The organism is Actinoplanes sp. G11-F43 (genome assembly GCF_050589265.1).
Lineage (GTDB): Bacteria > Actinomycetota > Actinomycetes > Mycobacteriales > Micromonosporaceae > Actinoplanes.
This window is the reverse complement of record NZ_JBNZCE010000062.1, coordinates 21,842-32,690: the sequence shown is the minus strand read 5'-3', so window position 1 is coordinate 32,690 and position 10,849 is coordinate 21,842. Positions and strand designations below refer to the sequence as shown.

Annotated in this window: 8 protein-coding genes; 6 read left to right on the top strand and 2 right to left on the bottom strand. The window is 73.6% G+C overall.

Annotated elements, in window-relative coordinates; genetic code table 11:
- Positions 1-356: 356 nt before the first annotated feature.
- Positions 357-1,265 carry an NADP-dependent oxidoreductase gene (locus ACQ0O7_RS43380; protein WP_430791765.1) on the bottom strand — a complete coding sequence of 303 codons (909 nt, stop codon included), beginning with the start codon at positions 1,263-1,265 and terminating at the stop codon, positions 357-359.
- Positions 1,266-1,385: 120 nt separating this feature from the next.
- On the opposite strand from ACQ0O7_RS43380, the gene ACQ0O7_RS43375 reads away from it, so the two are divergent.
- Positions 1,386-1,844, top strand: coding sequence for a MarR family winged helix-turn-helix transcriptional regulator (locus tag ACQ0O7_RS43375; protein WP_430791764.1), 459 nt, complete (start codon positions 1,386-1,388; stop codon positions 1,842-1,844).
- Here ACQ0O7_RS43375 and ACQ0O7_RS43370 read toward each other — a convergent pair.
- Positions 1,819-4,212: a diguanylate cyclase domain-containing protein gene (locus ACQ0O7_RS43370; RefSeq protein WP_430791763.1), complete on the bottom strand. Its 2,394-nt coding sequence runs from the start codon at positions 4,210-4,212 to the stop codon at positions 1,819-1,821. The genes ACQ0O7_RS43375 and ACQ0O7_RS43370 overlap by 26 nt on opposite strands.
- Positions 4,213-4,353: 141 nt before the next feature.
- Between ACQ0O7_RS43370 and ACQ0O7_RS43365 the strand changes: the two genes are divergently transcribed.
- From ACQ0O7_RS43365 to ACQ0O7_RS43345, 5 genes are all read left to right on the top strand, one after another.
- A complete protein-coding gene (locus ACQ0O7_RS43365; protein ID WP_430791762.1) occupies positions 4,354-5,502 on the top strand; it encodes an RCC1 domain-containing protein in 1,149 nt (382 codons plus the stop codon).
- Positions 5,503-5,587: 85 nt separating this feature from the next.
- On the top strand, positions 5,588-6,151 hold the full coding sequence (locus ACQ0O7_RS43360; RefSeq protein WP_430791761.1) for a PadR family transcriptional regulator: 564 nt from the start codon (positions 5,588-5,590) through the stop codon (positions 6,149-6,151).
- Positions 6,148-6,864 carry an ABC transporter ATP-binding protein gene (locus ACQ0O7_RS43355; RefSeq protein ID WP_430791760.1) on the top strand — a complete coding sequence of 239 codons (717 nt, stop codon included), beginning with the start codon at positions 6,148-6,150 and terminating at the stop codon, positions 6,862-6,864. Before ACQ0O7_RS43360 ends, ACQ0O7_RS43355 begins: the two co-directional genes overlap by 4 nt.
- Positions 6,861-9,536: an ABC transporter permease gene (locus ACQ0O7_RS43350; protein ID WP_430791759.1), complete on the top strand. Its 2,676-nt coding sequence runs from the start codon at positions 6,861-6,863 to the stop codon at positions 9,534-9,536. The genes ACQ0O7_RS43355 and ACQ0O7_RS43350 overlap by 4 nt, the downstream gene beginning before the upstream one ends.
- A gap of 116 nt (positions 9,537-9,652) precedes the next feature.
- Positions 9,653-10,636 carry an SEC-C domain-containing protein gene (locus ACQ0O7_RS43345; RefSeq protein WP_430791758.1) on the top strand — a complete coding sequence of 328 codons (984 nt, stop codon included), beginning with the start codon at positions 9,653-9,655 and terminating at the stop codon, positions 10,634-10,636.
- Positions 10,637-10,849: the final 213 nt, after the last annotated feature.

Sequence of the window (10,849 nt, the reverse complement as noted above, 5' to 3'; positions counted from 1 at the left end):
ACCACGCTCAACCCGCGTGCCGTTTTCCGGTGCGCTCGGCTCCGAAAGTCGCCACGCTGGCCGGGTCTGCCGCGCGCGTGGTGAGTTGTGGTGCGTTCCGCCCCGAAAGTCGCCACGCTCAACTTGCGTGCCGTTTTCCGGTGCGTTCGGCTCCGAAAGTCGCCACGCTAGCCGGGCCTGCGGCGCGCGTGGTGAGTTGTGGTGCGGAATGCGCCGCAAGTTGGCGCGCGGGCGGTCCGCCGTGTGTGCCGACTTGCGGTGCGATTTGGACCGCAAGTCGGCACGCGGGCGGCGGGCCCGGGCGCGTGGTGAGTTGCGGGGCGTTCCGGGCCGGAAGCCGGCAGTCGGGGTTGGAGCTAGAGGGTGATGACGATCTTGCCCTGGGTGCGGCCCTGCTCGGCGTAGCGGTGGGCGTCGGCGATCTTGTCCAGGGGGAACGTCTCGGCGATGTGCGGGGTGTAGGCGCCGTTCGCGCCGTGGGTGGCGCCCTCGGCCAGCAGGACCGGGTCGTTCTCGGCGCCGATGTGGCGGACGTTCAGCTCGCCGGCCCGCAGGTGGTCGGCGACGGTCACCACCCGGTCCGGGGAGCCGGCGATGGCCACCAGGTCGGGCAGCGAGCCGGAGCCGACCGCGTCCAGCACGGCGTCCACGCCGGTGGGGGCGAGGGCGGCGACCCGGTCGGCGAGGCCGGGACCGTACGTGGTGGGCACCGCGCCGATCGACCGCAGGTAGTCGTGTTTGCCCTCGCTCGCGGTGCCGATCACGGTGGCGCCCCGGGCGGCGGCCATGGACACCGCCGCGCTGCCGACGCCGCCGGCCGCGCCCTCGATCAGGACGGTCTTGCCGGTGAGGTCGCCGAGCGCGTTGAGGGCGCCGCCCGCGGTGGCGACGGCCAGCCCGGCGCCGGCCGCCTGCTCCAGTGTCCACGTGCCGGGCACGTGCGCCCAGGCGGTCAGGACCACGTGCTCGGCGCTGGCGCCGAAGATGCCGCCCAGCCCGAACACCTTGTCGCCGACCGCGACCCCGGTGACGCCCTCGCCGATCTCGTCGACGACACCGGCGGCGTCCCGGCCGGGGATCTCCGGCAGTTCGGCGGGGAAGTAGCCGGCCAGGGCGCCGGAGCGGGCCTTCCAGTCGATCGGGTTGACGCTGGCGGCGGCGGCCCGGATGCGGATCTCGCCGGGGCCGGCGTGCGGCTCGGGGGTGTCCTCGACGACCAGGACCTCGTCGGCGGGACCGTACTTGTGGAAGCGTGCAGCGCGCATGGTGGAACTCCTCGGGACGAGTTGCTTGCCGTGGAAACTAACTTAGGGTCGATCATTTTCCGCGGCAAGCGTTCGGAACATCACTTTCCGCGGAAACTGCCGCGCTGTTAGGGTGCGGATGTGAGCGAGCTGGACGATGCCGAGATGACGACCTGGGCAGCGCTCATGGGCGTCGTCCTGTGGCTGCCCGGCAAGCTCGACGGAGCCCTCAAGGCACACGGCCTCAGTCACCATGAGTTCCAGATCATCTGGTGGCTGTCACTCAGCGACACCGGGACCCGTACCATGGGGGATCTCGCCGGAACCGCGAGTGTCACCCCCTCGCATCTGTCCCGCATCGCCGCCCGCCTGGAGACCCGGGGGTGGATCGTGCGCCGGCCGGATCCGGCCGACGCCCGCTACACGCTCGCCTCGCTCACCGAGGACGGGTCGCGCAAGCTGGCCGAGTGCGCCCCGGACTACTACGCGACCGTGCGCGAGCACCTGTTCGACCGGCTCAGCCCGGAGCAGGCCGGGGAGCTCGGCGCGATCACCACGACGATCCTGCACTCGGTCAACCCGGAGTGCCGCCCACGGTGATCCGGTCCCGGCCGTCGCGTTTGGATTCGTAGAGGCTCTCGTCGGCGGCCCGGATCAGCTCCTGGTGGCCGGTGCCGGAGCAGGCCACCCCGATGCTGGCGGTGACCACCCCGGCGGGCGCGGCGGCGTGCGGCAGGCCCAGCCTGCGGATGGCCGCCTGGATCCGTTCGGCGACCATCCGCGCGATCGGCTCGTCCGCGTCGGCGAGCAGGACCGCGAACTCCGCGCCGCCGTACCGGATGACGATGTCGCCGGAGCGGATCGCGCCGCTGATCGCCTGGGCCACCTCGCGCAGGCAGGCGTCGCCGGCCAGGTGCCCGTAGTGGTCGTTGTACCTGGTGAAGTGGTCGATGTCGATCATCGCGGCGGCGGTGGCGCCGTCCGCGCTGGCCAGCCGGCGGCGGTTGGGCAGGCCGGTCAGCACGTCGGTGCCGACCTGTTCGGCGAGCCGCGCGTTGGCGGTGGCCAGCTCCCGGGTCCGGTCGGCGACCTTGCGCTCCAGGGCGGCGTGCGTCAGCGCGTTCCGCAGCGACACCCCGATCTGACCGGTGAGCAGTGCGACGGTGTCCCGGCGCGGGGTGGAGAAGGCGCCGCGGGTGTGCCGGTTCTCCAGCACCAGCAGCGCCCCGTCGCCGACCGGCGTCACCAGCAGCGCGCACCGGGGCAGCGCTGTGAGGTACGGGTCGGCGGCGAACCGGTCGTCACGGGTGGCGTCGGCGACGGCCAGGGTCTCCCGGGTGCGGTCGGCGTACCGGATCGCGGTCAGTGGCAGCAGTTCGCGCGCGGCCGGGTCGTCCAGTGGCAGCAGCCCACCGCCGCCGGTGAGCAGCCGCGGCCCGCCGTCCTGGAGCACCAGGTGCACGGTGCTCGCCCCGGTCAGCGCGGTCAGCGCCTCGCCGGTCCGGTGGGCCAGCGCGGCCAGGCCGGCGGCGGAGCTGATCGTCTGGCCGGCCCGCAGGACGGCGAGCAGGTCCACGTCCGGGACGGGCGCGCCGGCCGGGCCCTCGCCGGGTTCGACGCCGAACTCGGCGCGCAGGTCGGCGACCTTGCGTTCGGCGCCCCACCGCCGGTACCGCCCGGCCGCGTCGGCCAGCAGCAGCCGCGCGGTGTGGGTGACGCCGTGGGCCAGCAGCAGCCGCCCGTGGCGTTCGGCGATGACGGCCTGGTGCCACGGCCGGCGGCGGTCGTCGGCGGCCCGCTGCGCGGCGTCGTACTCGCGGACCGCGGTGGTCAGGTCGCCGGCCTGCCGGGCCTGTTCGGCGCGCAGCCATGGCAGCAGGTGCCCGAATTCGGTGGGGTTGTCGGCGGCCCGCTGGTCCAGCCAGTCCCGGTGGGCGGCGAACTCGGGCGAGCCGGCCCGGCCCGCCATCGCCAGGGCGAGCGCCCGGACCAGATGCGCCGGTACGACGGTGGCCAGGCTGTTCACCGACGGGATCAGGTCGGCGGCCCCGGCCGCGTGCCGGAACAGGGCCGGCTCGTCACCGAGGATCAGTGCCGCCACGGCCCGCATCACGTGATCGCCGAAGACGGTCGTCCCGCCGTCGCCGGTGAGCGCCGACTCGTCGAAGTCGTCCCGATCGCCGGCCAGGATGGCGCCGAGCTGCCGGTGCACCTCCAGGTTGCGCCGGCCGGGCTCGTTGCCGGTGTCCGCGGCGAAGGCCAGGCCCCGGTCGGTCTCGGCCCGGTATCCGGCCAGGTCGTCGCCGTACTCCAGCAGCAGCGGGACACTGCCCGGGACGGTGAATCCGGCGCTGGTCGGGTCCCCGGCGGCGGTCAGGCTCTCGTGCACGGCCCGCGCGGCGGCGACCGCCTCGGGGAACGGTTCGGTGAACGGCGCCGCGCTCACCGTGTGCAGGAACCGGGTGTACGACAGGTCCGGCTCGGTTCCGAGGATCTCGGTGAACCGCATCAGCCGCCGCAGGATGGTGTCGCCGGTGGCGTAGTCGCCGTGCCCGGCCAGCACGAAGTTGACGTGCGCGAGGGCGCCGGCCAGCCCGGCCGCCGGCCCCTCCGAGATCCACAGCCGGACGGCCAGCCGGATCAGCCACGGGGCCAGTGGATCGCCGCCCAGGAACGCGGCCTGTACCGACCGGGCGAGCACCCGCCCGACGGCGTCCCGCAGCGGTCCCGCGTCGCCGGCCCGGCGGGCGTCCTCCTCGGCGCTGCCGGTGGCCGCCCAGCGGATCAGCTCCTCGGACAGCCGCCGCGGTTCGGGGTCCGGTGGCGGCCCGTCCGGGATGGTGAGTCCCTGGCCGGTGAGCGCGTCCCGGCCGGTGGCGAGCGCCTCGGCGAAGAGGTTCCGGCGGATCAGATCCGCCATCCGCTGGTCGTCGGCGGCCAGCCGGTGCGCGGTCTCAGCGTGATCCATGCGGGCTCCTTCGTCGGACCATCCCTCCTTTGGATCGGCCGGTCGGTGCCGGCTCATTAGAAAGTTCTGGTCAACGATCCGTGTCGATGGTATTAAATCTCTAACGTCTTGTGGGAGCGCTCCCAGAAAGCAGGGTGACAGATGCGCCGCGTCCGCCTGTTCAAATTCGTGATCGCCGTGGTGGCGATGACCGTCGGAGCGGCGGTGTGGACGGCCGGGCCGGCGTCGGCGGCCGCCGGATCGGCGGCCTCGGTCGCCACCGGCTACTCGCACACCTGCTCGGTCACCGCCGCGGGCGCGCTCTGGTGCTGGGGTGGCAACGGCCGTGGCCAGGTCGGCGACGGGACCACCACGAGCCGGACCGCGCCGGTCCGGGTCGGCACCGCCACCGACTGGACCACACTGGAGGCCGGCACCTCGTACACCTGCGGCCTGCGCACCGGTGGCGCGCTCTGGTGCTGGGGCGCCAACACCCGCGGCCAGCTCGGCGACGGCACCACCACGAACCGCAGCGCGCCGGTCCGGGTCGGCACCGCCACCTGGAGCACGGTCAGCGCCAACGACGCGCACACCTGCGCGGTCCGCACCGACGGCACCCTGTGGTGCTGGGGCTTCAACCGGCTCGGCCAGCTCGGCGTCTCACCCGACGTGGTCTACCAGGCCACCACTCCGCGACAGGTCGGCACGGCCAGCACCTGGAAGAGCGTCACCACCGGGTACGCCCACACCTGCGCCACCCGCACCGACGACACCCTGTGGTGCTGGGGTGACAGCACCTCCGGCCAGCTCGGCCTCGGCATCCTCAGCTACCGCACCGCGCCCGAGCAGGTCGGCACCGCGACGTGGGCGAGCGTGACCGCCGGGTACACCTTCACGTGCGGTACCCGTACCGACGGCACCCTGTGGTGCTGGGGTGAGAACGGCTACGGCCAGCTCGGTGCGGCCGGCGCCTACCAGACCACTCCGGTGCAGGTCGGCTCGGTGGCCACCTGGGCCCGGACGGCGGCCGGTGACAACACGGCGTGCGCCACCCGTACCGACGGCTCGCTCTGGTGCTGGGGCAACAACATGGCCGGCCAGCTGGGCGACGGCACGACCACCAACCGGTTCGCCCCGACCCGGGTCGGCACCGCCACCACGTGGTCGGCGGAGTTCGCGCTCAGCTATCACACGTGCGGGGTGCGTACCGACGCCTCGCTCTGGTGCTGGGGCAACAACGGCACCGCCCAGCTCGGTGACGGCACCACCGTCAACCGGTCCGCTCCGGCCGTGGTGACCATCCCGGCTTGACGCTGAGTGATCGACCGCCCGCCGTCCGGTTGACGGCGGGCGGTTTTCTTGCGGTAGGGATACTCAGTATGCATACTGCGTATCCATGTCCATTCGTAACAGCCTGCTCGCTCTTCTGGAGCGCGGGCCGATGCACGGCTACCAGCTGCGGGTAGCGTTCGAGGAGAGCGTCGGGGGGACCTGGTCGCTCAACATCGGGCAGGTCTACACCACACTCGCCCGGCTGGAGCGGGACGAGCTCGTCGCGCCGTTGCCGGAGAGCGAGGGGCAGCGGCCGTACGAGATCACCGACCGTGGCCGTGCCGAGCTGGCCCGCTGGTTCGCCACCCCGATCGAGCGCAGCGACCGGCCCCGCGACGAGCTGGCGATCAAACTGGCCCTGGCGATGACCACCCCGGGCGTCGACCTGACCGCGGTGGTGCAGACCCAGCGGGTGGCCGGGATCCGGGCGCTGCAGGAGTACACCAGGCTCAAGGCACACGGCTCCGGTGACCCGGACGACCTGTCCTGGCTGCTCGTCCTGGAAGCGATGATCTTCCAGTGCGAGGCGGAGATCCGCTGGCTGGACTTCTGCGAGTCGACGATCCTGCGGAAGCGGACGGCGCGCCCGGTGACCCGGGTCGACGTGCACGAGGAGACCGGGGCATGACGGTGCTGGAGTTCCGCGGCGTGCACCGTACCCACGGCGGCGGTGAGGCGACCGTGCACGCGCTGCGTGGTGTCAGCCTCAGCGTGCGGCCGGGCGAACTGGTCGCGGTGATGGGCCCGTCAGGGTCGGGCAAGTCGACACTGCTCAACCTGGCCGGCGGCCTGGACCTGCCGACCGACGGTGAGGTGCTGGTCGAGGGGGCCGCCCTGGAGTCGCTGTCGCACCGCCGGCTGGCCGAGGTCCGGCGGCGCACCATCGGATACGTCTTCCAGGACTTCAACCTGCTGCCCAGCCTGACCGCCGTGGAGAACGTCGCCCTGCCGCTGGAACTGGACGGCTGGAGCATCCGCGAGTCCCGGCGGGCCGCGCTCGCCTCCCTCGGTGACGTCGGCCTCGCCGAGCTGGCCCGGCGGTTCCCGGACGAGATGTCCGGCGGCCAGCAGCAGCGGGTGGCGATCGCCCGCGCGCTGGTCGGCGAACGGCGCCTGGTGCTGGCCGACGAGCCGACCGGCGCCCTCGACTCGCAGACCGGCGAGATGGTGCTGCGGGTGCTGCGCGACCGGGTGGACGCCGGCGCGGCCGGGCTGCTGGTCACCCACGAGGCCCGGCACGCCGGCTGGGCGGACCGGGTGATCTTCCTGCGGGACGGTTCGCTGATCGACACGTCCGGCCCGCTCGGCACCGCCGCCGACCTGCTGGAGCCGACGTCGTGAGGCTGCCGCTGGTGAGCTCGTGGCGGACCGCGCTGCGGGTGGCCCGCCGCGAGATGGCCCGGGCCAAGGGGCGGTCCGCGCTGGTGGTGGCGATGATCGCGGTACCGGTCAGCGGACTCGGGTACGCCGCCGCCTCGTACGACATGTTCACCCTGACCCCGGCCGAGCAGGCCTCCCGGATGTTCGGCGCTGCCGACGCGATCGTCACCCCGGTGACGGGCGAGCCGATCGTGCAGGACGTGACCGGCACCGGCTGGCGGCTGGCCCGGGACGGCAACTCCGCGGAGTTCAACGGCCTGACCGAGCGCCAGGTGCTCGCCGAACTGCCGGACGGCAGCCGCCTCGTGCCGGTCCACCGGAAGGGACTGCCCCTGCTGACCACCACCGGCGGGCTGGTCGACGCCGACGTGCTGGAGATGGACCTGACCGATCCGATCCACCGGGGCGACATCGAGCTGCCGGCCGGCCGGGCACCCGCCGCGCCGGGCGAGGTGGCGATGTCGGAAGCCGCCCGGGAACGGTTCGGGGACACCATCCGGACCCCGGACGGCAGCCGTACGTGGACCGCGGTCGGCACCGTGGAGGATCCAGCCGATCTGGGCGAGGTGCTGGTGTTCGCGCCGGGCGGACTGCCCGCCGTCGAGGGGTACCAGGCGGGGGAGTGGCTGGTGGACAGTCCGGATCCGATCCTCTGGGACGATGTGCGGCACCTCAATCGGTCCGGGATCCGGGTGCAGTCGCGGGCCGTGATCCTCGATCCGCCGGAGGCCGCCGAGGTGTGGATCACGGATGAGGGAACGACCGTTCTGTCCCTCGTACCGGTGATCGTGGGCCTGGCGGTTCTGGAGATCATCCTGCTGGCCGGGCCGGCCTTCGCGGTCGGCGCCCGCCGCCGGCAACGCTCCCTGGCCCTGGTCGCGGCCAACGGCGGCACCCGGGCCCACCTGCGCCGCATCGTGCTCGCCGACGGTGTGCTGCTCGGGCTGGCCGGCGCCGCCATCGGCCTGGTGCTGGCCCTGCTGCTGGCCGTGGTGGGCCGGCCGCTGGCCGAGGAGCTGATCGTCGGTGCGCGGGCCGGAGGCATCCGGTTCAGCCCGACGATGCTCACCGGCATCGTGGTACTGGCGATGATCACCGGACTGCTGGCGGCGGCGGTGCCCGCGTTCACCGCCGCCCGCGCCGACGTGGTCACCGCGCTGACCGGCCGCCGCGGGGTGGTCCGGTCCAAACGCCGCTGGGTGATCGCCGGACTGGTGCTCGCCGCGGCCGGAGCCGGGATCAGCGTCCTCGGCGTCCGGATGATCGACGTGCCGGTGATCGCCGGTGGACTGGCGATCGTCCAGATCGGCCTGGTGCTGTGCACCCCCGCCCTGGTCGGTCTGGTGGCCCGGCTCGGCGGGAAACTGCCGCCGGCACCCCGGATCGCACTGCGCGACACCGCCCGCAACCGCGCCTCGGCCGCCCCGGCGGTCGCCGCGGTGATGGCCGCCGTCGCCGGGACCGTCACCGTCGGCGTCTACCTGACCAGCACGTACGACAGGTCGGTGGAGAGTTACCGGCCGGCGCTCCCGCTCGGCTACGTGGGGGCGAACTACGGCATCGGCAGTGACACCTACACCCCGGACACCCCGGAGAAGGCCCGTGCCGCGGTCGCCGGCGCGCTTCCGGGCGCCACCTTGACCGACATCTCCGAGACCGTCTGCCGGTACGACCGGACCTCCACCGGCTGCATGCTCGTCCCGGTCCGTACCCCCGCGCAGACCTGCCCCGGCGACAACGCCGAACCGGACGGCCCGGCCGAGGTCGCGGCACTGCGCGAGGACCCGCGGTGCGCCGGATCGCACATGAGCGAGCAGGCCTACCCGATCTTCCACTCGGTGGTCGGCGGCCGGGACACCGTCGCCGCGTTCTCCGGCGCCACCGGCGACAGCCTGACCGCGGCGGCCGCCGTCCTGGACCGGGGCGGAGTGCTTGTCGACGACCCGTTCCTGATCGAGGGCGGCCAGGTGACCGTGGTGATCAGCGATCCGGAGACGACGTCGGAGCGCACCCTGACCGTGCCCGGCGGCCTGATGCCCGGCGGGCACGCCACCACCGTGCTGTCCCCGGAACTGGCCACCGCGGCCGGCTTCGACGTGGCGGTCACCGGTGTGGTCGCCGCCACCACCGAGGCCCCGCCGGTGCAGTCGGTGGACCGGCTCAACGCGGCACTCGCCGCGGCCGGCGGCCGGATCGCCTACGTCGAGGCCGGCGCCGCCGTCGAGGAGGGGCCGATGCTGTACGTGCTGGCCGCCGCCTCCGCGCTGATCACCCTGGGCGCGGCCGCGGTGGCCACCGGGCTGGCCGCCGCCGACGGGCGGGCCGACCTGTCCACACTCGCCGCGATCGGCGCGTCCCCCGGCATCCGGCGGCTGCTGTCGATCAGCCAGTCCGGGGTGATCGCCGGGCTCGGCTCGATCCTGGGCATCGCGGCCGGCCTCGGTTCCGGTCTGGCGGTGCTGGCGGCGACCAACCTGAGCCGTGCCACCGTGTGGCCGGCGCCGGTGCCGTACCCGTTGTCCGTACCGTGGCTGAATCTGCTGTTGATCCTGGTCGTGCCGCTGGTGGCGATGCTGGGAGCGGGACTGCTGACCCGGGCCCGGCTGCCGAGCGAACGCCGCCGCCCGACCTGACCCGCCATGCCGGGCCGCCCGCCGGGATCCGTCCCGGCGGGCGGCCCGCTGGACCGCTGGAGCGAAGTGACATTGATCTACGGTTGGAATAGGGCGCGCCACAGTACCGTGACGGCGTGCCCACCAAAACAGACCTGACCAGTGCCGACCTCAGCGAGATCCGGCAGTCCGCCCTCGGTGCCGCCGACCCGCTGGGCGTGGCCGCCGATCTCGCCGCCGCCGCCGAGAACGGGCAGCTGGCCGACCCGCGGGATGCCGGTCACGCGTTCACCCTGGCCGCCGAGATCGCCGAGAGCCGTTCCAAGCTCGACGCCGCGCTGCGCTACGCCGACCAGTCCGTGGCCGCCTACGGGGACCGCGACGACAGCGGCGCCACCGCCGCGCACGCCGTGCGCGCCCGCATCCTGTTCCGGGTCGGCCGGGGCGACGAGGCCCTCGCCGAGCTGGACCCGCTGCGCCCGGCCCTGACCCGGCACTCGGACGCCGCCGCCTACATCGGCGCCGCCCTGGCCGCCGGTGGGCGCAACCGTCTCGCCGAGGAGTGGCTGACCGAGGCGGTGCAGACCGTCCTCGGTGAGCGGGCCGCGGCCGGCCAGACCGCCGACCCGGTCAGCGCCGACGACGCCGGCCTGCTGTTCTTCCTGCTCCAGCAGCGGCACCGCACCCGGCACACCCTCGGGCTGTCGCACGACACCCACGACAACCTGGCCGACCGGCTGGAGACCCGGCTGGCGCGCACCCCGGCCGCCGTCGCCGAGGACGACCTGCTCTTCTGGCCGGAGGCCGAGTTCGCCACGGTCGTCACCCGGTGGCCGTCGCTGACCGAGGCGTACGGCACGACCTGGGACGAGCACCGCGCTCAGCTGGAGACCCGCCTGACCCGTCGCGGCGGCACCCCGGTGCTGCTGTCCGGCAAGGCCGACGACCTGGCCCGGTTCGCCGGCATCGGTGGGCCGGTCGACACCAACGCCCGGAACGGGTACGCCCGCAGCCTGGCCGCCGGCGCCGGGGTGCTCACGTGGCCGCCGTCGCGTAACGAGGCCTGCTGGTGCGGGTCCGGCGGTAAGTACAAGAAGTGCTGCCTGCCCCGGTCCCGCTGAGCCTATTTCTCGGCCGGCGTGTGGGCGACCAGGGCGCTGGCGTGACCGTGGCCGGTCTTCAGCCAGGTGACCAGTTCGCCGTGCCGAATCGCTCCCGCCAACGGCCGATCGGGTGGCCGTACTTCTTCTCGATCGAGGGGAAGTAGCTGGCGGGACCTTTCCCGGGCTCGATCATGATCGGCAGGCTAGCAGCGTGGCATGAATGAGGGGTGG

Excerpts from the sequence above, each read along its gene's own strand:
- ACQ0O7_RS43360 (WP_430791761.1), top strand. The coding sequence starts at position 5,588 with ATGTCCATTCGTAACAGCCTGCTCGCTCTTCTGGAGCGCGGGCCGATG.
- ACQ0O7_RS43380 (WP_430791765.1), bottom strand. The coding sequence starts at position 1,265 with ATGCGCGCTGCACGCTTCCACAAGTACGGTCCCGCCGACGAGGTCCTG.
- ACQ0O7_RS43365 (WP_430791762.1), top strand. The coding sequence starts at position 4,354 with ATGCGCCGCGTCCGCCTGTTCAAATTCGTGATCGCCGTGGTGGCGATG.
- ACQ0O7_RS43355 (WP_430791760.1), top strand. The coding sequence starts at position 6,148 with ATGACGGTGCTGGAGTTCCGCGGCGTGCACCGTACCCACGGCGGCGGT.
- ACQ0O7_RS43370 (WP_430791763.1), bottom strand. The coding sequence starts at position 4,212 with ATGGATCACGCTGAGACCGCGCACCGGCTGGCCGCCGACGACCAGCGG.